Origin of the sequence: Burkholderia sp. MS455, from assembly GCF_016899445.1 — a bacterium.
GTDB lineage: Bacteria > Pseudomonadota > Gammaproteobacteria > Burkholderiales > Burkholderiaceae > Burkholderia > Burkholderia pyrrocinia_C.
The window spans coordinates 2,495,477-2,521,409 of record NZ_CP041779.1; the positions used below are offsets into that span (position 1 = coordinate 2,495,477).

The 25,933-nt window shown below is 64.4% G+C and carries 25 protein-coding genes and 1 tRNA gene; all 26 read right to left on the reverse strand.

Translation table 11 applies throughout. The features are described 5' to 3' along the window. Positions 1 to 26: 26 nt before the first annotated feature. The 26 genes from FPJ27_RS30605 to FPJ27_RS30730 all read right to left on the reverse strand — a co-directional run bounded on the left by FPJ27_RS30605 (position 27) and on the right by FPJ27_RS30730 (position 25,909). The gene (locus tag FPJ27_RS30605; RefSeq protein WP_204423922.1) at positions 27 to 1,160 is read right to left on the reverse strand and encodes an acyl-CoA dehydrogenase family protein; all 1,134 of its coding nucleotides are present in this window, start codon (positions 1,158 to 1,160) and stop codon (positions 27 to 29) included. 24 nt (positions 1,161 to 1,184) lie between these two features. After that, positions 1,185 to 2,381, reverse strand: a complete 1,197-nt coding sequence (locus FPJ27_RS30610) for an acyl-CoA dehydrogenase family protein (protein WP_204423924.1) — start codon at positions 2,379 to 2,381, stop codon at positions 1,185 to 1,187. Positions 2,382 to 2,582: 201 nt separating this feature from the next. Continuing rightward, positions 2,583 to 3,005, reverse strand: a complete 423-nt coding sequence (locus FPJ27_RS30615) for a DUF1178 family protein (protein WP_043188814.1) — start codon at positions 3,003 to 3,005, stop codon at positions 2,583 to 2,585. A gap of 136 nt (positions 3,006 to 3,141) precedes the next feature. Continuing rightward, positions 3,142 to 3,732 carry an NUDIX hydrolase gene (locus tag FPJ27_RS30620; protein WP_204423926.1) on the reverse strand — a complete coding sequence of 197 codons (591 nt, stop codon included), beginning with the start codon at positions 3,730 to 3,732 and terminating at the stop codon, positions 3,142 to 3,144. 40 nt (positions 3,733 to 3,772) lie between these two features. Continuing rightward, a complete protein-coding gene (locus FPJ27_RS30625) occupies positions 3,773 to 4,069 on the reverse strand; it encodes a DUF2818 family protein (protein ID WP_034184896.1) in 297 nt (98 codons plus the stop codon). Continuing rightward, positions 4,069 to 5,523: an NADH-quinone oxidoreductase subunit NuoN gene (nuoN, locus tag FPJ27_RS30630; RefSeq protein ID WP_072440687.1), complete on the reverse strand. Its 1,455-nt coding sequence runs from the start codon at positions 5,521 to 5,523 to the stop codon at positions 4,069 to 4,071. The genes FPJ27_RS30625 and nuoN overlap by 1 nt, the downstream gene beginning before the upstream one ends. Positions 5,524 to 5,562: 39 nt before the next feature. Then, entirely contained in the window at positions 5,563 to 7,053 is a 1,491-nt protein-coding gene (locus tag FPJ27_RS30635) for an NADH-quinone oxidoreductase subunit M (protein ID WP_204423930.1), read from the reverse strand. An 18-nt stretch (positions 7,054 to 7,071) separates the two neighbouring features. Continuing rightward, positions 7,072 to 9,126, reverse strand: a complete 2,055-nt coding sequence (nuoL, locus tag FPJ27_RS30640) for an NADH-quinone oxidoreductase subunit L (protein ID WP_072440691.1) — start codon at positions 9,124 to 9,126, stop codon at positions 7,072 to 7,074. Positions 9,127 to 9,143: 17 nt separating this feature from the next. Continuing rightward, complete coding sequence (nuoK, locus tag FPJ27_RS30645; RefSeq protein WP_004185739.1) at positions 9,144 to 9,449, reverse strand: NADH-quinone oxidoreductase subunit NuoK; 306 nt, start codon at positions 9,447 to 9,449, stop codon at positions 9,144 to 9,146. A gap of 17 nt (positions 9,450 to 9,466) precedes the next feature. Further along, entirely contained in the window at positions 9,467 to 10,117 is a 651-nt protein-coding gene (locus tag FPJ27_RS30650) for an NADH-quinone oxidoreductase subunit J (protein ID WP_072440693.1), read from the reverse strand. Between the two features lie 103 nt (positions 10,118 to 10,220). Next, the gene (gene nuoI, locus FPJ27_RS30655; protein ID WP_006478270.1) at positions 10,221 to 10,709 is read right to left on the reverse strand and encodes an NADH-quinone oxidoreductase subunit NuoI; all 489 of its coding nucleotides are present in this window, start codon (positions 10,707 to 10,709) and stop codon (positions 10,221 to 10,223) included. 12 nt (positions 10,710 to 10,721) lie between these two features. Continuing rightward, positions 10,722 to 11,789 carry an NADH-quinone oxidoreductase subunit NuoH gene (gene nuoH, locus FPJ27_RS30660; protein WP_072440695.1) on the reverse strand — a complete coding sequence of 356 codons (1,068 nt, stop codon included), beginning with the start codon at positions 11,787 to 11,789 and terminating at the stop codon, positions 10,722 to 10,724. After that, positions 11,790 to 14,120, reverse strand: coding sequence for an NADH-quinone oxidoreductase subunit NuoG (gene nuoG / locus FPJ27_RS30665; protein WP_204423934.1), 2,331 nt, complete (start codon positions 14,118 to 14,120; stop codon positions 11,790 to 11,792). Positions 14,121 to 14,201: 81 nt separating this feature from the next. Next, entirely contained in the window at positions 14,202 to 15,512 is a 1,311-nt protein-coding gene (nuoF, locus tag FPJ27_RS30670; protein WP_034184889.1) for an NADH-quinone oxidoreductase subunit NuoF, read from the reverse strand. Beyond that, positions 15,509 to 15,994: an NADH-quinone oxidoreductase subunit NuoE gene (nuoE, locus tag FPJ27_RS30675; RefSeq protein ID WP_174381177.1), complete on the reverse strand. Its 486-nt coding sequence runs from the start codon at positions 15,992 to 15,994 to the stop codon at positions 15,509 to 15,511. Before nuoE ends, nuoF begins: the two co-directional genes overlap by 4 nt. A 174-nt stretch (positions 15,995 to 16,168) precedes the next feature. Further along, positions 16,169 to 17,422 carry an NADH-quinone oxidoreductase subunit D gene (locus FPJ27_RS30680; protein WP_072440696.1) on the reverse strand — a complete coding sequence of 418 codons (1,254 nt, stop codon included), beginning with the start codon at positions 17,420 to 17,422 and terminating at the stop codon, positions 16,169 to 16,171. Between the two features lie 9 nt (positions 17,423 to 17,431). Next, positions 17,432 to 18,034, reverse strand: coding sequence for an NADH-quinone oxidoreductase subunit C (locus FPJ27_RS30685; protein ID WP_006478264.1), 603 nt, complete (start codon positions 18,032 to 18,034; stop codon positions 17,432 to 17,434). A gap of 21 nt (positions 18,035 to 18,055) precedes the next feature. Continuing rightward, positions 18,056 to 18,535, reverse strand: a complete 480-nt coding sequence (locus FPJ27_RS30690) for an NADH-quinone oxidoreductase subunit B (protein ID WP_006398799.1) — start codon at positions 18,533 to 18,535, stop codon at positions 18,056 to 18,058. Positions 18,536 to 18,597: 62 nt separating this feature from the next. Beyond that, complete coding sequence (locus FPJ27_RS30695) at positions 18,598 to 18,957, reverse strand: NADH-quinone oxidoreductase subunit A (RefSeq protein ID WP_006398798.1); 360 nt, start codon at positions 18,955 to 18,957, stop codon at positions 18,598 to 18,600. 153 nt (positions 18,958 to 19,110) lie between these two features. Beyond that, positions 19,111 to 19,195: transfer RNA gene (locus FPJ27_RS30700), tRNA-Leu, on the reverse strand. Positions 19,196 to 19,306: 111 nt separating this feature from the next. Further along, a complete protein-coding gene (gene secG / locus FPJ27_RS30705; protein ID WP_034184886.1) occupies positions 19,307 to 19,684 on the reverse strand; it encodes a preprotein translocase subunit SecG in 378 nt (125 codons plus the stop codon). A 72-nt stretch (positions 19,685 to 19,756) separates the two neighbouring features. After that, the gene (gene tpiA / locus FPJ27_RS30710) at positions 19,757 to 20,512 is read right to left on the reverse strand and encodes a triose-phosphate isomerase (protein ID WP_072440698.1); all 756 of its coding nucleotides are present in this window, start codon (positions 20,510 to 20,512) and stop codon (positions 19,757 to 19,759) included. Between the two features lie 141 nt (positions 20,513 to 20,653). Continuing rightward, complete coding sequence (locus FPJ27_RS30715) at positions 20,654 to 21,673, reverse strand: NAD(P)H-quinone oxidoreductase (RefSeq protein WP_204423936.1); 1,020 nt, start codon at positions 21,671 to 21,673, stop codon at positions 20,654 to 20,656. A 147-nt stretch (positions 21,674 to 21,820) separates the two neighbouring features. Beyond that, a complete protein-coding gene (pnp, locus tag FPJ27_RS30720) occupies positions 21,821 to 23,968 on the reverse strand; it encodes a polyribonucleotide nucleotidyltransferase (RefSeq protein WP_204423939.1) in 2,148 nt (715 codons plus the stop codon). 291 nt (positions 23,969 to 24,259) lie between these two features. Then, positions 24,260 to 24,529 (reverse strand): 30S ribosomal protein S15, encoded by a 270-nt coding sequence (gene rpsO / locus FPJ27_RS30725; RefSeq protein ID WP_006398792.1) that lies wholly within the window; start codon positions 24,527 to 24,529, stop codon positions 24,260 to 24,262. A gap of 120 nt (positions 24,530 to 24,649) precedes the next feature. After that, complete coding sequence (locus FPJ27_RS30730) at positions 24,650 to 25,909, reverse strand: branched-chain amino acid ABC transporter substrate-binding protein (protein ID WP_204423941.1); 1,260 nt, start codon at positions 25,907 to 25,909, stop codon at positions 24,650 to 24,652. Positions 25,910 to 25,933: the final 24 nt, after the last annotated feature.

Below are 25,933 nucleotides of genomic sequence, written 5' to 3' on the forward strand. Positions count from 1 at the left end.
TTGTCTGACGCGCTCGCGCGTCGCCGTCATGCCGCGTCGGCCTGCACGAAATCGGGCAGCGCCGCGATGCGGGCAAGATGATGATCGGTGTCGCCGAGCGTCGTCTCGATGATCGACAGCCGCTTGAACAGATGTGCGGCGGCAACCTCGTTGGTCACGCCCATCCCGCCGTGCAACTGGACGGCCTGCTGGCCGACGAAGCGCGCGGCCGCGCCGACGCGCGCCTTCGCGGCCGACACGGCCTTGCGTCGCGCATCGGCATCGCCGCCCGCATAGCGCACCGCGGCCAGGTAGGTCAGCGAACGCGCCTGCTCGGCATGGATCAGCATCTCGACCATCCGGTGCTGCAGTGCCTGGAAACGCGCAATCGGCACGCCGAACTGCTCGCGCGTTTTCGTGTATTCGACCGTCGCGCGATTCAGTTCGTCAAGCGCGCCGACCGCCTCCGCGCACAGCAGGAACGTCGCGTAATCGGCAATCTGCTCGAGCGCCGCCGCGTCGCGTGCGCCGCCCGTCAGCAGTCGGGCCGGCGTTTCGTTGAACTCGATCGTTGCCGCACGCTGGCCGTCGATGGTCCGGTAGTCGACCACCGTCGCGTTCGCCGCATCGCGTTCGACGACGAAGAGGCCGATGCCGCCGTCGTCGACGCGCGCAGGCACGATCCACGCGTGCGCCTGCGCACCATGCTGAACGACCGACTTGGTGCCGGTCAGCCGATGCGTGCCGCCCTGCTCGCGTGCGTGCGTGTCGAGCTCGAACAGGTCATAGCGCGCATGCGGTTCGTGGAATGCGACCGCCAGCCTCTTCTGCCCCTGCGCAACCGCCTCCAGCAGTGCGGCATCGTCGCCTGCGCCGGAGCCGGCGATGCGCAATGCCTCGACGCCGACCGCCGTTGCCCAGTACGGCTCGATCACGAGCGCGCGGCCGAGCTCCTGCATCGCAACCAGCATGTCGACCGGGCTGCCGCCGAATCCGCCCTGCGCGTCCGGCACGGGCAGCGCGGTCAGCCCCAGTTCGGCGAACGCGCTCCATTGCGTGTCCGACACGCCCGTGTCGCTGCGCACGATCGCCTGGCGCGCATCGAAGCCGTATTGCTCGCCGAGATAACGGTGCAGCGCGTCGGCGAACTGCTGCTGCTCATCGGTAAAGCTGAAATCCATGGTTGTCTCCGCTCCCGTCCCTGTTCACAGACCCAGAATCATCTGCGCGATGATGTTTTTCTGGATCTCGTTCGAACCGCCGTAGATCGACGTCTTCCGGTAATTGAAGTAGTACGCGGCGAGCGGCGCCGCATCGTCGTCGCCCGCGATGCTGTGCTCGCGTTCGCCATTGAGGAACGGCACGTCGAACGGTGCGGCGAGCGGGCCGATCGCGTCGAACATCAGCTCGGTGAGCGCCTGCTGCACTTCGGTACCCTTGATCTTCAGCATCGACGCCTCGGGGCCCGGCCCCTTGCCGCTCGTCTCGCGGCTGACGACGCGCAGCACCGTCACCTCGAGCGCCATCAGCTCGACTTCGAGCGCCGCGACCTTCGCGGCGAACACGGGGTCGGCGAGCAACGGCTTGCCGTTCTTGCGCTGGTTCGACGCCACGCGCTTCAGGAACGCGAGTTCGCGCTTCGACGCGCCGACACGCGCGATGCCGGTGCGCTCATGGCCAAGCAGGTATTTCGCGTAGGTCCAGCCGCGGTTCTCGTCGCCGACGAGATTCTCGACCGGCACCTTCACGTCCTCGAAGAACACCTCGTTGACCTCGTGGTCTTCGTCGAGCGTGATGATCGGCCGCACCGTGATGCCGGGCGTCTTCATGTCGATCAACAGGAACGAGATGCCCTCCTGCTTCTTCGCGGCCGGATCGGTGCGCACGAGGCAGAACATCATGTCCGCGTACTGGCCGAGCGTCGTCCAGGTCTTCTGGCCGTTGACGACGTAGTGGTCGCCCTGGCGCTCGGCGCGCGTGCGCAACGACGCGAGGTCGGACCCGGAACCCGGCTCCGAGTAGCCCTGGCACCACCAGTCGGAGCCGTCGAGAATGCGCGGCAGATAATGGCGTTTCTGCGCTTCGCTGCCGTATTTCATCAGCACCGGCGCAACCATTGACACGCCGAACGGCAGCACGGTCGGCGCGCCGATCCGCGCGCACTCCTCATCCCAGATGTGCCGCTGCGTCGCGTTCCAGCCCGGGCCGCCGTATTCGGCCGGCCACGCAGGCGCGGACCAGCCGCGCTGACCGAGAATCCGGTGCCAGCTCGCGAAATCCTCGCGATCGAGTCGTTTGTGATCGAGTACTTTGACGCGCAGTGCGTGAGGCAGATTGGCCTCGAGCCAGGCGCGGACGTCGACGCGGAACGCGTCGTCGGCGGGGGAATAATCCAGATCCATGCGCAGTGTCTCCTGTCGACCAGAGTTAGTGCTTTAGCACTTACTCTGGTCCCATGCTTCGCGGTCGACCAGAGTTAGTGCTTTAGCACTTACTCTGGTCCCATGCTTCGCGGTCGACCAGAGTTGGCGCTTCAGCGCCTGCTCAGGCTCCATGCAAGGCTTGCCGCGACCTTCCGGCCCGGCAAGGACCCACTGCGTACGTCATTGCAGCGGTTCTTTCAGCGCGGCAGGAATCGGTAGCGGCATCACGTCGATGCCTTCTTCGGCCAGGGATTGCGCATCTTCCGGCGTCGTGACGCCACGGATGCTGCGTGCCGGCGCCTCGTTGTAATGGATGCGCCGCGCTTCCTCGGCGAAGCGTTCGCCCACGTTCTCGGTCTTCTCCAGCACCTCGCGCAGCGCGCGCATCACCTGCGCCTGCAGCGCACGCGGATCGGCCGGCTGGGCCTGCGTCGCGCCTGACAGATTCAGGCGCGGCGCCGACGGCAAACGGTTGACCTCGGTCGTCCCGCACACCGGACATTCGACCAGCTTGCGGGACAACTGCGCTTCGAATTCATCGGCGGAAGCGAACCAGCCTTCGAACCGATGACCGTGCGGGCACTGTAAATCGAGGACCTTCATGCTGAATCAGGGCGTGTGACGAGTGTAGCGCAAAAAGCGGTTTTGTGAACGATCGTGCTAAATCCCGATCGCGCGACGCGAAAATGCCGCGTAATCGGATTGTAACGCGGCGCCCCACCCGCCGCTGACGCCGCGCTCAGGGCGTCAGGACCGGCCCGAGCGGCCAGGTGCCGGACAGCACCTTGTCGAGCCACATCGTGCCGATGATCGTCTTCACGTCGGTGATCTGCCCGGTGCGCACCCATTCCTGCAGGTCGGCTTGAGTGGCGGTGAAGGTTTCGAGGAATTCGCCTTCGTCGAGCTCGCGCTCGCCGGCCGTCAGCCCGCGCGCGAGATACAGGTCGATGAATTCGGTCGAATAGGAAATGATCGGGTGAATGCGGCTCAGGAACACGTATTCGCGCGCCGTGTAACCCGTTTCCTCGCGCAGTTCGCGCACCGCGCACGCAAGCGCGCCTTCGTCCGGATCGAGCTTGCCGGCCGGGAATTCGGCCATCACCTTGCCGATCGGGTAGCGATACTGGCTTTCCATCAGCACGCGGCCGTCGTCGAACAGCGGGATCACCATCACCGCGCCCGGGTGCTGGACGTATTCGCGCGTGGCCTTCTTGCCGTCCGGCAAACGGACGGTATCGCGCTTGAGCTTGAGGAACGAGCCGTCGAAGATCGCCTCGCTTTCGAGGCAGGTTTCGGTCAGTGCGGCGTCGTGATTGGGTAGTTCGGCCATCGGCGGCTCCAAGATTGAGCACGACGGACGGCCGAAGCCGTCAGCGTCGTTTGACGAGATACTGGAACGTGAAGCCGGGAAACGCGAACACGATGAAGAGACTGAACGTGATCGCGTAAAACTGCCAGCCCTGTTCGAAGCGGTTGCCGGCGCGCGACTCGAGCCAGAAGCCGAGCGCGCCGACCACGAAATACAGCACGATCAGCTCGCCGATCCGCACCCACGCACTCTTCTTCGCCGCGCCGAACGGCACAACGGCGAAGAGGCGTTGGTTCAGGAACGGCAGGTTGGCGCACACGAGCGCCAACAGCACGATAAACCAGCCGGCTGCCGACATTACAGCGGCAGCGTGTGACGAATCGCCTGCAGGCAAGCCGTCAGCAGCGGGCTCGGGATCAGGCCGAGCACGACGACCGCGAGGCCGTTCAGCACGAGGATCGTGCGCTTGCAGATATCGCCCGAGATCGGCGTCGAATCCTGCGGTGCATCGAAGTACATCAGCTTCACGATGCGCAGGTAGTAGAACGCGCCGAACAGCGACGTGATCACGGCCAGCACGGCCAGCCACGTAAGGCCCGCGTTGACGGTTGCCTCGAGCACGGCGAGCTTCGCGTAGAAACCGACGGTCGGGGGGATGCCTGCCAGCGAGAACATCATGACCATCATCACGAACGCGAACACCGGGCTGCGCTTGTTGAGGCCCTTGAAGTCGTCGATCGTTTCCGCTTCGAAATCGCGGCGCGCGAGCAGCATCACCACGCCGAACGAGCCGAGCGTCGTGATCAGGTAGACGATCGCGTAGAACATCGCCGAGCTATATGCGTTCGCCGGTGCCGCCGCGTCGCCCTTCACGATGCCCGCGAGCAGGCCGAGCAGCACGAAGCCCATGTTCGAGATCGCCGAGTAGGCCAGCATCCGCTTGATGTTGCGCTGGACGATACCCGTGATGTTGCCGACGATCAGCGACAGCGCGGCGAGGATCACGAGCGCGGTCTGCCAGTTCTGCGCGAGCGGCAGCAGGCCCATCACCAGGAACCGCAGGCCCCACGCGAACGCGGCAACCTTCGGGCCGCCGCCGACGAACAGCGTCATCGCGGTCGGTGCGCCCTGGTAGACGTCCGGCACCCACATGTGGAACGGCACGGCGCCGAGCTTGAACGCGATACCGGCGACGATGAAGACCACGCCGAACATCAGCACGGCTGCGTCGGTGTTGCCGCCGACCGCCTTGTACACCTCGCCCAGCTCGAGCGAGCCGGTCGCACCGTAGAGCATCGAGATGCCGTACAGCACGAAGCCCGACGCAAGCGCGCCCAGCACGTAGTACTTCATCGCGGCTTCGCTCGACTGCGGGGCGTCGCGGCGCAGCGCGATGACCGCGTACAGCGACAGCGACATCAGTTCGAGACCGAGGTACAGCGTCAGGAAGTTGTTGCCCGACACCATGACCAGCTGGCCGAGCAGCGAGAACATGCCGAGCAGGAACACGTCGCCGCGGAACATGTCGCGATCTTCGAGGTACTTGCGCGAATAGACAAGCGAGACCGCGAAACCGAACGACACGACGGCCTTCATCATGCTCGCGAACGAGTCGACGACGACCATCTTCGAGAAGAAGTAGTACTGCTGCGGGTCGAGCGCCTGCACCGCAAACCACACGCCGGCAACGACCGACGATACGACCGCGATCAGATAGGTCAGCCGGCGGCCGGAAGCACCGGTAAAGGTGTCGTTCAGCCATGCGACGACGATGGCGGCCATCACCAGCGCGTCAGGCAACAGGACATTCATAGGAGCGTTTTGCATGATCTTGATTTCCTCCGCTCGCGATTACTGGGCCAGCGGCAGCTTGGACTGCGCGACGTGGGAGAGGAGGTTTTCGACGGAAACGTGCATCACGTCGGTAAAGGGCTTCGGATACAGGCCCATCAGCATCGTGAACGCGGCCAGCACGGCCAGCATCAGGAATTCGCGACGGCCGATGTCCTTCAGCTTGGCGACGTGATCGTTCGCCACCGCGCCGAAGTACACGCGCTTGTACATCCACAGCGTGTATGCGGCACCGAGGATCAGCGTGAATGCCGCGCCGAACGCGATCCAGAAGTTGTACTGGACGGCCGCGAGAATCACCATGAACTCGCCGACGAAACCCGACGTACCCGGCAGGCCGCAGTTGGCCATCGAGAACAGCATCGCGAATGCCGCGAACTTCGGCATCACGTTGACGACGCCGCCGTAGTCGGCGATCTGGCGCGAGTGCACGCGGTCGTACAGCACGCCGATGCAGAGGAACATCGCACCCGACACGAAGCCGTGCGAGATCATCTGGACGATCGCGCCTTCGACGCCGAGCTGGTTGAAGATGAAGAAGCCGAGCGTGACGAAGCCCATGTGCGCGATCGACGAATACGCGACCAGCTTCTTCATGTCGGCCTGCACCATCGCGACGAGGCCGATGTAGATCACCGCGATCAGCGACAGCGTGATCACGACGGGTGCCAGGAAGTGGCTCGCGTCAGGCGTGATCGGCAACGAGAAGCGCAGGAAACCGTACGCGCCGAGCTTCAGCATGATCGCGGCCAGCACGACCGAACCGCCCGTCGGCGCTTCCACGTGCGCGTCCGGCAGCCAGGTGTGCACCGGCCACATCGGCACCTTCACCGCGAACGCAAGGAAGAATGCGATGAACAGCAGTATCTGTGGCGTCATCGCGATCTTCGCGTTCTGCCACGTCGCGAGGTCGAACGAGTGCGTTTCCGTGTACAGGTAGATCAGCGCGACCAGCATCAGCAGCGAGCCGGCCAGCGTGTACAGGAAGAACTTGAACGCCGCATACACGCGGTTCGGGCCGCCCCACACGCCGATGATGATGTACATCGGGATCAGGGTCGCCTCGAAGAACACGTAGAACAGCAGGCCATCGGCCGCCGAGAACACGCCGATCATGATCCCGGACAGGATCAGGAAGGCCGCGAGGTACTGCGCGACGTTCTCGGTGATCACTTCCCACGCGGCGATCACGACGATCACCGTGATCAGCGCGGTCAGCACGACGAACCACATCGAGATGCCGTCGACGCCGAGGTGATACGAGATGTTGAAGCGCTCGATCCACGTCGACTGCTCGACGAACTGCAGCGCGGCCGTGCTCGAGTCGAAGCCCGTGATCAGCGGAATCGTGACCGCAAGGCCGAGCAGCGAGCCGATCAGCGCGAGCCAGCGGGCCGTCCCCGGATTTTTGTCGTTACCCACCGCGAGCACGAGGAGGCCGAAAACGATCGGCAGCCAGATCGCGGTACTGAGAATCGGAAAAGCGTGCATTGTTCTTGTCCCCTCGCCTTATTTGCCGCCGAGCGTTACAAACAGGGTCAAGAGCCCCAGCATGCCGATGATCATGGCGAACGCGTAGTGATAGATGTAACCGGATTGGAGGAAGCGGATCACGCCGGCGAACCAGCCGATGAACCGGGCGCTGCCGTTGACGAGGCCGTCGATCACCACGACATCGCCCTCTTTCCACAGGCCGCGGCCGATCGCGACCGAGCCCTTGGCAAACACCACCTCGTTGATCTTGTCCATGTAGTACTTGTTGTCGAGCAGCGTGTAGATCGGGCCGAACGCGCGGCGGATCACGGCAGGCAGCTCAGGACGCTTCAGGTACAGGAACCACGCAACCACGACGCCGGCGATCGCGAGCCACAACGGCAGCGTCGTCAGCGAGTGCAGGCCCATCGCGGCCCAGCCGTGGAATTCCTTGCCCAGCTCTTCGAGGCCCGGGTGGTTTTCGCCGATGAAGATCACCTTGTCGAATGCCACGCCATGTTCGAAGAAGCTGCCGTACAGCATCGGGCCGATCGCGATCGCACCGACGATCACCGACGGAATCGCGAGCAGCACGAGCGGCAGCCACACGACCCACGGGGTCTCGTGCGGTTCGTGCGCGTGGTCGTCGTGACCATGGCCGTGGCCGTGATCGTCGTGACCGTGCGCGGCCGCCATGCCCATCGGCGATTCAGGATGCTTCGGGTTGCGGAAGCGCTCTTCGCCGTGGAACACGAGGAAGTACATGCGGAACGAGTACAGCGCCGTCACGAACACGCTCGCGACCACTGCGAAGTACGCGAAGCCTGAACCCGCGAGATGCGATTCCTTCACGGCCTCGATGATCGAATCCTTCGAGTAGAAGCCCGAGAAGAACGGCGTGCCGATCAGTGCGAGCGAGCCGATCAGCGACGTGATCCACGTGATCGGCATGTACTTGCGCAGGCCGCCCATGTTGCGGATGTCCTGGTCGTGATGCATGCCGATGATCACCGAGCCCGCGCCGAGGAACAGCAGCGCCTTGAAGAACGCGTGCGTCATCAGGTGGAACAACGCGACCGGGTACGCGGACACGCCGAGCGCGACCGTCATGTAGCCGAGCTGCGACAGCGTCGAATACGCGACCACGCGCTTGATGTCGTTCTGGATGATGCCGAGGAAGCCCATGAACAGCGCGGTGATCGCGCCGATCACCGTGACGAACGACAGCGCGGTGTCCGACAGCTCGAACAGCGGCGACATGCGCGACACCATGAAGATGCCGGCCGTCACCATCGTCGCCGCGTGAATCAGCGCCGAGATCGGGGTCGGGCCTTCCATCGAGTCCGGCAGCCACACGTGCAGCGGGAACTGTGCCGATTTACCCATCGCGCCGATGAACAGGCAGATACAGGCGACGGTCAGCAGGCCCCAGTCGGTGCCCGGGAAGTGCAGGCTCGCGAGCTCCGCGCGCTTCGCGAACACTTCGCCGTAGTTCATCGAGCCGGCGAACGCGAGCAGCAGGCCGATGCCGAGCAGGAAGCCGAAGTCGCCCACGCGGTTCACGAGGAACGCCTTCATGTTCGCGTAGATCGCGCTCTCACGCGTGAAGTAGAAGCCGATCAGCAGGTACGACACCAGACCCACCGCTTCCCAGCCGAAGAACAGCTGCAGGAAGTTGTTGCTCATCACGAGCATCAGCATCGAGAACGTGAACAGCGAGATGTACGAGAAGAAGCGCTGGTAGCCGTCTTCTTCCGACATGTAGCCGATCGTGTAGATGTGCACCATCAGCGACACGAAGGTCACGACGACCATCATCATCGCGGTCATCGAATCGACCAGGAAGCCGACTTCGAGCTTCAGCGAGCCGACCCGCATCCATTCGTAGATGGTCGCGTTGAAGCTCGCGCCGCCCATCACGTCGACGAAGACTTTCGCCGACAAGAGGAACGCGATCATCACGCCGAGGATCGTGATCCGGTGTGCGCCCTTGCGCCCGACTGCGTTCCCGAACAGCCCCGCAATCAGCGAGCCGGCCAGCGGAGCGAGCGGAATCGCCAGCAGCAGGTTTTCATTGAGTGTCGTTGACATAACAGCGTTGCCTGAAATTAACCTTTGAGCTGATCGAGATCCTCGACATTGATCGTGTCGAGCTTACGGAACAGGGTCACCAGAATCGCGAGGCCGATCGCGGCTTCCGCTGCGGCGACCGTCAGCACGAAGAACACGAAGATCTGGCCGTGCACATCGCCGAGGTAGTGCGAGAACGCGACGAAGTTGGTATTCACCGCCAGCAGCATCAGTTCGATCGCCATCAGGATGATGATGATGTTGCGGCGGTTCAGGAAGATCCCGACGATCGCGATCGCAAACAGGATCGCGCCGAGCACGAGGTAGTGAGCAAGAGTCAACATGGTTTTCTTTCCTCCGCTTAGCCGTTGGTGCTCGTACCGGCTTCGCTTTGCGCCGTTTCCGGCTCCGGCTTGTCCGCTTCCATCTTCACGAGGCGCACGCGGTCGCTGCGGCGCACCTTGACCTGATCCGACACGCGCTGGCGCTTGCTGTCCTTGCCCTTGCGCTCGGTCAGCCCGATCGCGGCAATGATCGCGACCAGCAGCACGAGGCCGGCGATTTCAAACGCGAAGATGTAGTCGGTGTAGATCACCTTGCCGATCAGTCGCGTGTTCGACCAGTTGGCCATCTCGCCCGTCGCCATCGCGTGCACCGTATGCGTGTCGCCGTAGCCGCGCCACAGGATCAGCGCGGTCTCGATCACGATGATCGCGCCGACCACGGTCGCCATCGGTACGAAGCGCTTGAAGTCGCGGCGCAGGTAGTCGATGTTGATGTCCAGCATCATCACGACGAACAGGAACAGCACCATCACGGCGCCCACGTAGACCAGCACCAGCAGGATCGCGAGGAACTCCGCTTCCAGCAGCATCCAGATCGCGGCGGCGTTGAAGAACGCCAGCACAAGGAAAAGCGCAGACGCCACCGGGTTGCGCGAAGTGATCACCTTCAGCCCTGATACCACCAGGAGCAGCGCGAAGATGTAGAACAGTACGGTCGTGAATTCCATGATTACCGGTTCATCGTTAGGCCATAGTCAGGCGCGGCTTGCGGGACGCCCGCACCCGTCGCGGCGGCTCGACCCGTGCTGCGGGCCGGCACTGCAAACACAATCAACGATACGGCGCGTCGGCGGCCTTCGCCGCAGCGATGTCCTTCTCGTAGCGATCGCCCACCGCGAGCAGCATTTCCTTCGTGAAATACAGGTCGCCGCGCTTCTCGCCGTGGTACTCGAGAATCTGCGTCTCGACGATCGAATCGACCGGGCAGCTCTCTTCGCAGAAACCGCAGAAGATGCACTTCGTCAGGTCGATGTCGTAGCGCGTCGTGCGGCGCGTGTTGTCCGCGCGCGTTTCCGACTCGATCGTGATCGCCAAGGCGGGGCACACGGCCTCGCACAGCTTGCACGCGATGCAGCGCTCTTCGCCGTTCTCGTAGCGGCGCAGTGCATGCAGCCCGCGAAAACGCGGCGAGATCGGGGTCTTCTCTTCCGGGAACTGCACGGTGAACTTGCGCTTGAACGTGTAACGACCGGTCAGCGCGAGCCCCTTCAGCAGCTCGGTCAGGAAGAAGGTCTTAAAGAAGTGTTGGATTGCCGTCATGATTTCGTCCGATTACTTCACCCAGATGTTGAGCGGCGACATCATCCAGAAGCCGACCACGACCACCCAGATCACCGTGACGGGCAGGAACACCTTCCAGCCCAGACGCATGATCTGGTCGTAACGGTAGCGCGGGAACGTTGCGCGAACCCAGATGAACACCGACAGCAGTGCGAAGACCTTCAGCACCAGCCAGAAGATGCCCGGAATGAACGACAGGAACTCGAACGGTGCATCCCAGCCGCCGAGGAACAGCGTCGCAGCCAGCGCCGAGATCACGATCATGTTGATGTACTCGGCGAGGAAGAACAGCGCGAACGCCATGCCCGAGTAATCGATCATGTGACCGGCAACGATTTCCGACTCCCCTTCCACCACGTCGAACGGGTGACGGTTCGTTTCGGCGATGCCCGAGATGAAGTAGACGACGAACGCCGGCAGGAGCGGCAGCCAGTTCCACGACAGGAAGTTCACGCCGTGGCCCGCGAAGAAGCCGTGCTGTTGCGAACCGACGATTTCCGACATGTTCAGGCTGCCGGCCGTCATCAGCACGAGCACCAGCGCGAAGCCCATCGAGATTTCGTACGAGACCATCTGCGCCGCGGCGCGCATCGCGCCGAGGAACGCGTACTTGGAGTTCGACGCCCAGCCCGCGAGAATCACCGCGTACACGCCGATCGACGAGATCGCCATCGCGTACAGCAGGCCCGCGTTGATGTTCGCGAGCACGGCCTGAGCCTGGAACGGGATCACGGCCCACACGGCGAATGCCGGCACGACGGTCATGACCGGCGCGATCAGGTACAGCCAGCGGCTGGCGGCGCTCGGCTGAATGACTTCCTTCAGCAGCAGCTTCAGCACGTCGGCGATCGGCTGCAGCAGGCCGCCGGGGCCGACGCGGTTCGGGCCGAGACGCACGTGCATCCAGCCGATCAGCTTGCGTTCCCACAGAATCAGGTACGCGACGCACAGCAGGATGACGACGGAGACGACGAGGATGCGCACGATTGCCCACACCGTCGGCCACGCGAAGCCGAGAAGCTGGGCTCCGCCCGCGTTGATCGTATCGAACAAGCTCATTTACGCCTTCTCCACCACCAGTTCACCGGACAGGCTGCCGAGCGCTGCGCCGGCAGGCGTCGCCGCCGACACGCGAACGACCGTCTCCGCAAGATTCGCGTCGCGCACGGCCGGCAACTGCACCGCACGCTCGCCCTGGCGCACGCGCACGGCGTCGCCTTCCTTCAAGCCCAGCTTGTCGAACAGCGCGGCCGGCAGGGCTGCGGCATTCGCCGCCTTCGCGGCGGCCGTCAGGTGCAGTGCACCTGCGCGGCGCACGAGCGCGTCGGCGTGATAGATCGGCACATCGGCCAGGCGCTCGAAGCCGCCGTTCGCGGCATTCGCCGCGACGCGTGCCGGCGCGACCGACGTCTGGTTCGACAGACGGCCCGCGACGCCTTCATCGCCGAGCGCCGCGAGACGCACTTCTTCCGCCGTCTCGTATTCGAAGTTCGGCAGGCCGAGCAGGCTGCCGAGCACGCGCAGCACCTTCCAGGCCGGACGCGTGTCGCCGAGCGGGCGCACGACGCCGTTGAAGCTCTGCACGGTGCCTTCCGCGTTGACGAACGTGCCGGCCGTTTCCGTGAACGGCGCAACCGGCAGCAGCACGTCGGCGTAGTCGAGGCCGTGCTTGAACGGCGACATCACGACGACCATCTCCGCCTGGTTCAGCGCGGCAAGCGCCTGCGCCGGGTCGGCGGCGTCGAATTCCGGTTCGACGTTCAGCAGCACGTAGCCCTTGCGCGGCTGCGCGAACGCTTCGCGAGCATTCAAGCCGCCTTCGCCCGGCAGCGCACCGACGACGTGCGCGCCGACCGTGTTCGCCGCTTCCGTCAGGAAGCCGAACGTGGCGCCAGTGTTGTCGGCGATCCACTGGGCGACCGCGTGCAGCTTCGCGAATTCCGGATGGCGGACCGCGACGTTGCCGAGCAGCACCGCGCGGCGCTCGCCGTTCGCGAGCGACTGTGCGACCGCCTGGGCGGCCGGCGATGCGGTGACGCCGGCGAGCGTGTCGGGCAGCGCGACGCCGCGCAGTTGCGCGACGGCCGCGGCGATGCCGGCCAGCTCGTCGAGCCATGCCGACGGCGCGGCGACGATGCGCTGCGCGGTCGGGATCAGTGCGTCGTCACCGGTCGCGTGCAGGAAGTGCAGCTTCGCGCCGTTCTTCGCTGCCTGGCGCAGGCGGGCGGCGAACAGCGGGTGGTCGCGGCGCAGGAACGAACCGACGACGAACGCGGCGTCCACGTTCGACAGGTCGGCGATCGGCATGCCGAGCCACGGCGCGCCCTGGACCGGCGCCGAGAAATCCTGCTGACGCAGACGGAAATCGACGTTCGGCGTCTTCAGTTCGTGTGCGAGCTGCTTCACGAGGAACAGTTCTTCAGCGGTGCTGTGCGCGCTCGCGAGCATCGCCAGCGCGTTCGCGCCGCGATCCGCGGCGATGCCCTTCAGGCCCTTCGCGACATATTCGAGCGCGGTCTGCCAGTCGGTTTCGATCCACTGGCCGCCCTGCTTCAGCATCGGCTTCGTCAGGCGCTCTTCGCTGTTGAGGCCTTCGTACGAGAAGCGGTCCTTGTCCGAGATCCAGCATTCGTTGATCGCTTCGTTCTCGAACGGCAGCACGCGCATCACGCGGTTGTTCTTCACCTGCACGACGAGGTTCGCGCCGACGGAATCGTGCGGGCTCACCGACTTGCGACGCGACAGTTCCCACGTCCGGGCGCTGTAGCGGAACGGCTTGCTGGTCAGCGCGCCGACCGGGCACAGGTCGATCATGTTGCCCGACATCTCGGAGTCGACCGTCTTGCCGACGAACGTCGTGATTTCCGAATGCTCGCCGCGGCCCAGCATGCCGAACTCCATCACGCCGGCGATTTCCTGGCCGAAGCGGACGCAGCGCGTGCAGTGAATGCAGCGCGACATTTCTTCCATCGAGATCAGCGGGCCCACGTTCTTGTGGAACACCACGCGCTTTTCTTCCGAGTAGCGCGACGACGACTTGCCGTAGCCGACCGCCAGATCCTGCAGCTGGCATTCGCCGCCCTGATCGCAGATCGGGCAATCGAGCGGGTGATTGATGAGGAGGAATTCCATCACCGACTGCTGCGCCTTCACGGCCTTGTCGGACTGCGTGTGGACGATCATGCCGGCCGATACGGGAGTCGCGCAGGCAGGCACGGCCTTCGGCATCTTCTCGACTTCGACGAGACACATCCGGCAGTTGGCCGCTACCGACAGTTTCTTGTGATAGCAGAAGTGAGGAATGTACGTATCCGCCTTGTGCGCAGCCTGGATCACCATGCTGCCTTCGGGCACCTCGACCTTCTTGCCGTCTATTTCAAGTTCAACCATGATGGTGAATGGTCCTTAACCTATTTCCGCCCGTTCGCGCCTTCGCCCGACCGTGCGCTCAAATTCCGCAACCGGTTCGCTTCAGGCCGCAGCCGCGTGCGCGTGGCCGCCGACCATGCAGTGCTTGTGCTCGACGTGGTACGCGAATTCGTCCCAGTAGTGCTTGAGCATCCCGCGTACCGGCATCGCCGCCGCATCGCCGAGCGCACAGATCGTGCGGCCCATGATGTTCTCGGCAACCGAGTTCAGCAGGTCCAGATCTTCCTGGCGGCCTTCGCCGTGCTCGATACGGTTCACGACGCGATACAGCCAGCCGGTGCCTTCGCGGCACGGCGTGCACTGGCCGCACGATTCCTCGTAGTAGAAGTACGACAGGCGCAGCAGCGAGCGCACCATGCAGCGCGTCTCGTCCATCACGATCACCGCGCCGGAACCGAGCATCGAGCCCGCCTTCGCGATCGAATCGTAGTCGAGATCGGTCTGCATCATGATGTCGCCCGGGATCACCGGCGCCGACGAACCGCCCGGAATCACGGCCTTGATCTTCTTGCCGCCGCGCATTCCGCCGGCGAGCTCCATCAGCGTCGCGAACGGCGTGCCGAGCGGCACTTCGTAGTTGCCCGGACGCTCGACGTCGCCCGACACCGAGAAAATCTTCGTGCCGCCGTTGTTCGGCTTGCCGATCTCGAGATAATTCTGCGGCCCGATGGACAGCAGGAACGGCACCGCGGCGAACGTCTCGGTGTTGTTGATCGTGGTCGGCTTGCCGTACACGCCGAAGCTCGCCGGGAACGGCGGCTTGAAGCGCGGCTGGCCCTTCTTGCCTTCGAGCGACTCGAGCAGCGCCGTTTCCTCGCCGCAGATGTACGCGCCGTAACCGTGGTGCGCGTGCAGCTGGAACGAGAATTCGGAGCCCATGATGTGGTCGCCGAGGAAGCCTGCGGCGCGCGCCTCATCGAGCGCGGCCTCGAAGCGTCGATACACTTCGAAGATTTCGCCGTGGATGTAGTTGTAGCCGACGGTGATGCCCATCGCGTATGCGCCGATGGCCATGCCTTCGATCAACGCGTGCGGGTTCCAGCGCAGGATGTCGCGATCCTTGAACGTGCCCGGCTCGCCTTCGTCCGAGTTGCAGACGAGATACTTCTGCCCCGGGAACTGGCGCGGCATGAAGCTCCACTTCAGGCCGGTCGGGAAGCCCGCACCGCCACGGCCGCGCAGGCCCGACGCCTTGACGTCGGCGATCACCTGCTCGGGAGGAATCTTTTCTTCGAGAATGCGGCGCAGTTGCTTGTAGCCGCCGCGCGCGACGTAGTCTTCGAGATGCCAGTTCTCGCCGTTCAGACCGGCGAGGATCAGCGGTTTGATGTGACGGTCGTGGAGGGACGTCATTTCGAGAGCTCCTCAAGCAGCTGGTCGATCTTCTCGCGGCTCATGAAGCTGCACATTCTGTGATTGTTCACCAGCAGCACCGGCGCATCGCCGCACGAGCCCATGCATTCGCCTTCCTTCAGCGTGAACTTGCCGTCGGGCGTGGTTTCGCCGAAGCCGATGCCCAGCTTCTGTTTCAGGTAGTCGGCAGCCGCTTCCGCGCCGCCGTGCGGGCCAAGCTGGCACGGCAGGTTCGTGCAGAGCGTGATCTTGTGCTTGCCGACCGGGTTGAGCTCGTACATCGTGTAGAACGTCGCGACTTCCTGCACGGCGACGGCCGGCATGCCGAGATAGTCCGCAACGAACTGCATCAGTTCGGGCGACAGCCAGCCGTGCTCTTCCTGAGCAACGGCCAACGCCGACATCACGGCGGACTGTTTCTGATCGGCGGGATACTTCGTCAACGCTCGATCGATTTCCTTCAGGCCTTCAGCTGAGATCATTTTCAGACACGACTCTTTCAATTCCTACCGAACGAAGAACCTGCCGCACACTTGGGGTGCATGGACGGCAGACCTGGCGCTCACTCTGTTGACAGCTTGCGAAGTCGCGCCGGTTCAGCGCGCATCGCGTGTGACTTACCGCTCGCCGCCCGGAGCAAACGGGCGGCGCAACCATTAGCGATCGATCTCGCCGAACACGATGTCCTGCGTACCGATGATCGTGACGGCGTCGGCGATCATGTGACCGCGCGCCATTTCGTCGAGCGACGCCAGGTGCGCGAAACCCGGTGCGCGAATCTTGAGGCGATACGGCTTGTTGGCACCGTCCGACACGAGGTAGATGCCGAACTCGCCCTTCGGATGCTCGACCGCCGCGTACGCTTCGCCTTCCGGCACATGGAAACCTTCGGTGAAGAGCTTGAAGTGGTGAATCAAGTCTTCCATGTTGGTCTTCATGCCGACGCGCGACGGCGGTGCAACCTTGTGATTGTCCGTCATCACCGGGCCCGGATTCTTGCGGAGCCACTCAATACACTGTTTCGCGATGCGGATCGACTGGCGCATTTCTTCGACGCGCACCAGATAGCGGTCGTAGCAATCGCCGTTCACGCCGACCGGCACGTCGAAATCCATGCGATCGTACACTTCGTACGGCTGCTTCTTGCGCAGGTCCCACGCGATGCCCGAGCCGCGCAGCATCGGGCCCGTCATGCCCATCTGCAGCGCACGTTCGGGGCTGACCACGCCGATCCCGACCAGACGCTGCTTCCAGATCCGGTTGTCGGTGAGCAGCGTTTCGTATTCGTCGACGCACTTCGGGAAGCGCGTGAAGAAGTCATCGATGAAGTCGAGCACCGAGCCGCTGCGCGCTTCGTTCATCTTCGCGAGCGCCTTCTCGTTGCGAATCTTCGACGCCTTGTATTGCGGCATTGCGTCAGGCAGGTCGCGGTAGACGCCGCCCGGACGATAGTACGCCGCGTGCATCCGCGCGCCGGACACCGCTTCGTACACGTCCATCAGGTCTTCGCGTTCGCGGAATGCGTACAGGAACACGGCCATCGCGCCGACGTCGAGTGCGTGCGCGCCGATCCACATCAGGTGGTTCAGCACGCGCGTGATCTCGTCGAACAGCACGCGGATGTACTGCGCGCGCTCCGGCACTTCGATGCCGAGCAGCTTTTCGATCGCGAGCACGTAGCCGTGCTCGTTGACCATCATCGACACGTAGTCGAGACGGTCCATGTACGGCACGGACTGGATGAAGGTCTTGGATTCCGCGAGCTTTTCGGTCGCGCGGTGCAGCAGGCCGATGTGCGGATCGGCACGCTGGATGACTTCGCCGTCGAGCTCGAGCACGAGGCGCAGCACGCCGTGCGCTGCCGGGTGCTGCGGGCCGAAGTTGAGCGTGTAGTTCTTGATTTCTGCCATGACGCCCCCTTAATGTTTCAGACCGCCATAGCGATCCTCGCGGATCACGCGCGGCGTGATTTCGCGCGGCTCGATCGTCACCGGCTGGTACACGACCCGCTTCTCTTCCGGGTCGTAACGCATTTCGACATAGCCCGACACCGGGAAGTCCTTGCGGAACGGGTGGCCGATGAAGCCGTAGTCGGTGAGGATGCGGCGCAGGTCGGGGTGGCCTTCGAACACGATGCCGTACAGGTCGAACGCTTCGCGCTCGTACCAGTTCGCGGAGGTCCAGATGTCGACCAGCGATGCCACGATCGGCAGGTCGTCGTCCGGCGCGAACGCGCGCAGGCGCAGGCGCCAGTTGTTCGTGACCGACAGCAGGTGCGACACGGCCGCGAAGCGCGGGCCGTCGTAGGCGCCGTCGCCGAAGGTCTGGTAGTCGACGCCGCAGAGGTCGATCAGTTGCTCGAAACGGAGCTTCGGATCGTCGCGCAGCGTTTTTGCGACTTCGAGGTAATCGCTCGCCTTCACGACGAGCGTCAGTTCACCGATCGCTTCGGTGAGGCTCACCACGCGCGCGCCGAGCGCGGCTTCGAGGTTTGCCTTGAGGGTCTCGATTTTGCTTGCCATATTGAGGGGACGCTCGGGGCTTTATTGACGGGCGATGGTATTGGTGCGGCGGATCTTCGCCTGAAGCTGGATCACGCCGTAGACCAGCGCCTCGGCCGTGGGCGGGCAGCCCGGCACATAGACGTCGACCGGCACGATCCGGTCGCAGCCGCGGACCACCGAGTACGAGTAGTGGTAGTAACCACCGCCGTTCGCGCACGACCCCATCGAGATCACCCAGCGCGGCTCGGCCATCTGGTCGTACACGCGGCGTAGCGCGGGCGCCATCTTGTTGCAGAGCGTGCCGGCGACGATCATCACGTCCGACTGGCGCGGGCTCGGACGAAACACGACGCCGAACCGGTCCAGATCGTAACGGGCCGCGCCCGCATGCATCATCTCGACGGCGCAACACGCGAGCCCGAACGTCATCGGCCACAGCGAGCCGGTACGCGTCCAGTTGATCAGCTTGTCAGCCGTCGTGGTGACAAACCCTTCCTTCAAGACCCCTTCGATACTCATTTGCTTTCCACTCCAGACGAGCGACCGAGCGTGGCCGCCCATGCAAACCGGCGATTAACCCATCACTCCCAGTCGAGCCCGCCTTTCTTCCAGATATAGGCAAAGCCCAGCAGGAATTCGAGCAGAAAAATCATCATTGCGATGAAACCCGGCCAGCCGATGTCCCGGAGCGCGACGCCCCACGGAAACAGGAATGCGGTTTCGAGATCGAAGATGATGAACAGGATGGCGACGAGGTAATACCGGACGTCGAATTTCATCCGGGCGTCTTCAAAGGCTTCGAAGCCGCACTCATACGGTGCGTTCTTCTCGACGTCCGGCTTGTTGGGACCAAGGAGCTTGCCGATGCTGACCAGCGCTATACCTAAACCAGTGCCCACGAGGAGGAACAACAAGACGGGGTAATAGGCTGCGAGGTTCAAGGCAATCCTCTATCGGTTGGTTCTGAGCGTCCGGAGAATACCACTTCCGGCGGAAGGAATCATTTCGGAGTGCAGGCGATCGCAAGACAACCGCAAGCACACTCCAGAAATGAAAAATGCCAGCCACTGGAAGCGGCTGGCATTGAGTAACTTTGGTGCCGACGGCGAGACTCGAACTCGCACAGCTTTCGCCACTACCCCCTCAAGATAGCGTGTCTACCAATTTCACCACGTCGGCACTGCATGCAACTCGGGTTGTGCTGCTTGTTTCCCGCGAATCGCTTCAAGACTTAAATTCTAACCTGACTTCTAGAATTGTTCAACGCACAAACGCAAAAAATTTAACTCTTTATTTCGGGACGTCCTGTCCCGGCGCGCTTGCAGCCGAACCCGCGGCAGCGGATGCCGCAACGGCCGGCGCCGACGCCGCAGGCGCCGATGCCGGCGCGGTCGCAGCCGCGCCGAGCACGCCTGCCGACGGCGTCGACTTGTACGAGCCGAGGTACGTCAGCGCGAGCGTCGCGATAAAAAAGATCGTCGCGAGAATGCCCGTCGTGCGCGACAGGAAGTTCGCCGAGCCCGTCGCACCGAACAGGCTGCCCGACGCGCCGCTGCCGAATGCAGCGCCCATGTCGGCACCCTTGCCGTGCTGCAGCAGCACGAGACCAATCACACCGAGTGCAGACAGCACCTGCACCACAATAATCAGCGTCTTGAATAACAGCATCACACCCACCCGATTGGATCGGGCGACCGGATCGACCGGCCGCCGTCATGGTTCAATTCGATCGCGGACCGCTCAACGCGCGGCCCGGCAGATCGCCAGGAAATCTTCCGCCTTCAGCGACGCGCCGCCGATCAGGCCGCCGTCGATGTCCGGCTGCGCGAACAGCTCTTCCGCGTTGTCCGGCTTCACGCTGCCGCCGTACAGCACGGACACGTCCACCGCACCCTTTGCCGCGAGACGCGCACGCAGGAACGCGTGCACGTCCTGTGCCTGCGCCGACGTCGCGCTCTTGCCCGTGCCGATCGCCCAGACCGGCTCGTACGCGACGACGATGCGCGCAGCCTCGTCGGCGGTCAGCACGGCCAGCACCGCGTCGAGCTGCGCACCGACGACCTGCTCGGTCGCGCCCGACTCGCGCTCGTCGAGCGTCTCGCCGACGCACACGACCGGCGTGAGACCGGCCGCGAGCGCGCGCAGCGTCTTCGCCGCGACCGTCTCGTTGCGCTCGCCGTGATACGCGCGACGCTCCGAGTGGCCGACGATCGCATAGCGTGCGCCGAATTCCGCAACCATCGCGGCCGCCACTTCGCCGGTGAACGCGCCCTGCTCGTGCGCGGACACGTCCTGTGCACCCCAGGCGACACGGCCGCCGTCGAGCTGCGCCTGAACCTGCGCGAGATAGGGGAACGGCACGCACACGCCGACCGACGTTTCGGCCGCCACCGCGCCCGCACCCTGCACCACTTCGTTCAGCAACGCCTGGTTGCCGGCCAGCCGGCCGTGCATCTTCCAGTTGCCGATCACCCGCTTAGTTCTCTGTTTCGACATCGTGTCTGTCTCGTCACCACTGTGTCATTGACGCGCCGGAAACCGGCCGTCAGGTTTGATCTGGCGAAGCAAACCCGCGATTTTACTGCGCACGGCTTGAACCGGTCAAACCGCGCATGTCAAGCCCGGCCGCACGGGCCGTCAGGCGTTCGTACCCCAATCGAGCACGATCTTGCCGGTGTGCTCGCTGCTTTCCATCAGCGCATGCGCCTGCGCGGCTTCCGCGGCCGGCAGCACGCGATAGATCACCGGCTTGATGCGGCCGTCGGCAATCAGCGGCCATACGCGCGCCTTCAGCTGCGCGGCGATGCGCGCCTTGAACTCGACCGGGCGCGGCCGCAGCGTGGAACCCGTGACCGTCAGCCGGCGCCGCAGGATCTCGCTCAGGTTGACGTCGGCCTTCGCACCGCCGAGCAGCGCGATCAGCACGAGACGGCCGCCGTCCGCAAGCGCGGACAGCTCGCGCGGCACGTACGAGCCCGCCACCATGTCGAGGATCACGTCGACGCCGCGATCGTGCGTCAGCGACTTCACGACCTCGACGAAGTCTTCGGTCTTGTAGTTGATTGCGCGCTCGGCGCCGAGCGCCTCGCACGCACGGCACTTGTCGGCGGTGCCGGCCGTCGCGAACACGCGAAAACCGAGCGCATGCGCGATCTGGATCGCCGTCACGCCGATGCCGCTCGAGCCGCCCTGCACGAGCAGCGTTTCCTGCTCGCCTCCCTCGCCCGCGCCGAGCTGCGCACGGTCGAACACGTTGCTCCATACGGTGAAGAACGTTTCAGGCAGCGACGCGGCCTCGATATCGGTGAGCCCGTCGGGCACCGGCAGGCATTGCGGCAGCGGTGCGACCGCATACTCGGCATAACCGCCGCCCGCGAGCAGCGCACACACGCGATCGCCGAGCTTCAGGCCGAACGGGTTCAGCGTGGCATCGGACAGGTCGCCGCCGACGATCTCGCCCGCGACCTCGAGGCCCGGCAGATCCGACGCGCCCGGCGGCGGCGCATAGGCGCCCTTGCGCTGGAATACGTCGGGCCGGTTCACGCCGGAAGCCGCCACCTTGATCAGCACTTCGCCGCGCTTCGGTTCGGGGCGCGGACGCTCCGCGAGCTTCAGCACGTCGGGGGCGCCGAATTCGGTGATTTCGATGGCTTTCATGGTGACGGTGGCTCCAGGATCGGAATCGGATGGCTCGCCGTGCGCGCGGCACGGGCGCCTCGCCGGCGCTGTTGCGCCGCACAACGATGCTACAGAAAAAACGGCCGGCGCGCTTTCGCACTGCCGGCCGTTGGTCCGCCTGCCCGCTTACTGCTGCGGCGGCGCGTCCGACTGCGACGCTGCCGCTGCTTCATTCAGCAGCGCCTTTGCCGACAGACGCACGCGACCCTTCTCGTCCGTCTGGATCACCTTGACCTTGACCGGCTGGCCTTCCTTCAGGTAGTCGTTGATGTCCTTCACACGCTCGTTGACGATTTCCGAGATGTGCAGCAGGCCGTCCTTGCCCGGCAGCAGGTTCACGATCGCGCCGAAATCGAGCAGCTTCAGCACCGTGCCTTCGTACACCTGGCCGACTTCGATCTCTGCCGTGATGTTCTCGATGCGCTTCTTCGCTTCGGCCATGCCGTCGCTGTTCGTGCTCGCGATCGTCACGACGCCGTCGTCCGAGATGTCGATGGTCGTGCCCGTTTCTTCCGTCAGCGCGCGGATCACCGAACCGCCCTTGCCGATCACGTCGCGGATCTTTTCCGGGTTGATCTTGATCGTGATCATGCGCGGCGCGAATTCCGACAGTTGCGTGTTCGCGCCCGAGACCGCCGACGTCATCTTGCCGAGGATGTGCATGCGGCCTTCCTTCGCCTGCGCGAGCGCGACCTGCATGATTTCCTTCGTGATGCCCTGGATCTTGATGTCCATCTGCAGCGCCGTCACGCCTTGCTCCGTGCCGGCCACCTTGAAGTCCATGTCGCCGAGGTGATCTTCGTCGCCGAGGATGTCGGTCAGCACCGCGAACTTGTTGCCTTCGAGGATCAGGCCCATCGCGATGCCCGCGACGTGCGCCTTCATCGGCACGCCGGCGTCCATCAGCGCGAGGCAGCCGCCGCACACCGATGCCATCGACGACGAACCGTTCGACTCGGTGATTTCCGACACGACGCGGATCGAGTAGCCGAATTCGTCGGCGCTCGGCAGGCACTTGACCAGCGCACGCTTCGCGAGGCGGCCGTGACCGATTTCACGGCGCTTCGGCGAGCCGACGCGCCCCGTTTCGCCGGTCGCGAACGGAGGCATGTTGTAGTGGAGCATGAAGCGCTCGCGGTACTCGCCTTCGAGCGCGTCGATGATCTGCTCGTCACCCTTCGTGCCGAGCGTCGCGACGACCAGCGCCTGCGTCTCGCCGCGCGTGAACAGCGCCGAGCCGTGGGTGCGCGGCAGCACGCCGGTGCGGATCTCGATCGGGCGCACGGTGCGCGTGTCGCGGCCGTCGATGCGCGGCTCGCCGTTCAGGATCTGCGAACGGACGATCCTTGCCTCGATGTCGAACAGGACGTTGCCGACGGTGGCCTTGTCGGCAGCAACCGTGCCGGCCGCCAGCGCGTCTTCCTCGAGCTTCGCCGAAGTCGCCGAATAGACTTCCTTCAGCTTCGCCGAGCGAGCCTGCTTGTCGCGGAGCTGGTAAGCGGCGAGCAGGTCGTTCTGCGCCAGCTCGGTCACGCGCGCAATCAGCGCCTCGTTCTTCGGCGCCGGCTGCCAGTCCCACTCGGGCTTGCCGCCTTCGCGCACCAGTTCGTGGATCGCGTCGATCGCCACTTGCATCTGCTCGTGGCCGAACACGACGGCGCCCAGCATCACGTCTTCCGACAGCTGGTCGGCTTCCGATTCGACCATCAGCACCGCGCGTTCCGTACCCGCAACGACGAGGTCGAGGCTCGACGCCTTGATCTGGTCGCGTGTCGGGTTCAGCACGTAGGCGTTGTCGATGTACGCGACGCGCGCGGCACCGACCGGGCCGTTGAACGGCAGGCCCGACACGGCGAGCGCAGCCGATGCGCCGATCAGCGCGGGGATGTCCGCCGGGATTTCCGGGTTCACGGACAGCACGTGGATCACGACCTGGACTTCGTTGTAGAAGCCTTCCGGGAACAGCGGGCGCAGCGGACGATCGATCAGGCGCGACGTCAGCGTCTCGTGCTCCGAGGGACGGCCTTCGCGGCGGAAGAAGCCGCCCGGGATCTTGCCGGCCGAGTAGGTCTTTTCGAGGTAGTCGACGGTCAGCGGGAAGAAATCCTGACCCGGCTTCGCCGACTTCGCGCCGACGACGGTTGCCAGCACGACGGTGTCTTCGACGTCGACGATCACGGCGCCGCTTGCCTGGCGAGCGACTTCACCGGTTTCGAGGCGCACCTTGTGCTGGCCCCACTGGAATTCCTTCACGACCTTGTTGAACATGGACATGGTTGCTCCTTTGAATTCATGCATTTCATTCGCCGCACGGGCCATCCCGCACGGCGGCGTCCCGACCGAATCACCCGGAGCAAGGTGTGTTTTTTATGCCATTCCAGCGCGGCGCTCAGGCAGCGACGCGCTGGAATGACACAAATCCCGACCCCGGTATCAGCCGTTCCGGCAGCCCGGCACCAACGTGCCTGACAGCCTGCGGTGCGTGTGACGCTACGCACCGCGCAAAAACAAAATGCCTGTATCAGCGGACTGACACAGGCATCTTGCTGGCGGCAATCGCCTCGATTACTTACGCAGACCCAGCTTCTCGATCAGTGCGCGGTAACGGTCGGCATCCTTGCCCTTGAGGTAGTCGAGCAGCTTGCGGCGGCGGCTAACCATGCGCAGCAGGCCGCGGCGGCTGTGGTGATCCTTCGCGTGGGTCTTGAAGTGACCCGTCAGTTCGACGATACGTGCGGTCAGCAGTGCGACCTGGACTTCGGGCGACCCCGTGTCGTTGGTACCGCGGGCGAACTGAGCAACGACTTCCGACTTCTTGATATCTGCAACAGACATGTGATTTCCTTTCTAACTGAACAGGCGGACACGGAAGAATGGCCGTGCCGTGACTTACAACCGGCGGGCATTGTAACACAACTCCAGTAACACAACTCCACACCGTTCCCACCGCCCCTGTCACGGGCGCGTCATCGAACAGGCCGACGGCATTTCCGTGCGCTGCGCCGGTACCGCCAGCACCGTCCGGAAACCGTAGCCGGAACCCTCGTTGTCGAAGCGCACGCCCGGCGTGCCGGCCTTGTCCATCTCCATCACGTAAAGGGGCTGGATCAACTGGTGATCCTGCGCGCGCATCCGCGACGCGTGGAAGCCGTCGTCGAACGACAAGCCCTCGAACGCACGCGCGACCGCGACAGGATCGGCCGACCCCGCGCGGTTCATCGCGGCGGCCAGCATTTCGACCATCACGCTCATTCGCCGTACCGGATAGTCGTCCTGCGCGGCCGGGAAACGGGTCCGGAACGCGCGGTAGAACGCGTCGGATTTCGCGCCGCCCGCGTTCGGGTGCCAGTCCGCCACGGCGACGACCCGCCCGACGCCCGCATCGCCGAGCGCGGCCGGCGCGCCGAGGCTGTTGCCGTAGAACGTGTAGAACTTCGCATTCAGCCCCTGCTCGCGCGCCGCCTTCACGAGCAGCGTGAGGTCGTTGCCCCAGTTGCCGGTCACGACGGCGTCCGCGCCGCTCGCGCGGATCTTCGCGATATACGGCGAGAAATCCTTGATCCGGCCGATCGGGTGGAATTCGTCGCCGGCGATCGTCACGTCCGGGCGCCGCGCGGCCAGCGTCTGCCGCGCGAGCGTGCTGACGTCGCGGCCGAAACTGTAGTCCTGGTTCAGCAGATAGACCTTGCGCAGCGCGCGGTCGCGCGCCATCACATCCGCGAGCGCGGCCATCCGCATCCCCGCGTGCGCGTCGAAGCGGAAATGCCAGAAACTGCAGCGCGCGCCGGTCAGCGCCGGATCGTCGGCCGAATAGTTGAGGAACAGCATCCGGTTGTCCGGGTCGCGTGCGTTCAGCTTGTCGAGCGCCGCGACGAGTGCGGCCGCGACGGCCGAACTGTTGCCCTGCGCGACGAAACCGATATGCCGGTCCGCGGCCGCGCGCAACTGCACGAGCGCCTCCTCCGGGCTGCCCTTGCTGTCGAGCACGACGAGTTCGAGCGGATGCGCGCCGTCGCGCAGCTTCACGCCGCCCGACGCGTTGACCTGCTCGACGCCGAAGCGCAGGTTGCGCTCGACCGCCGCGCCGGCGTTCGCGAACGGGCCCGACATCCCTTCGATCAGCGCGATCCGCACCGGCTCGCCGCCGGCAAACGCGGACGACACCAGCATCCACCCCACACTCAACGCGAGCGCGCACCGCTTCCACCCCTGCATCGGCTACCTGCCCTTCGATCTGCC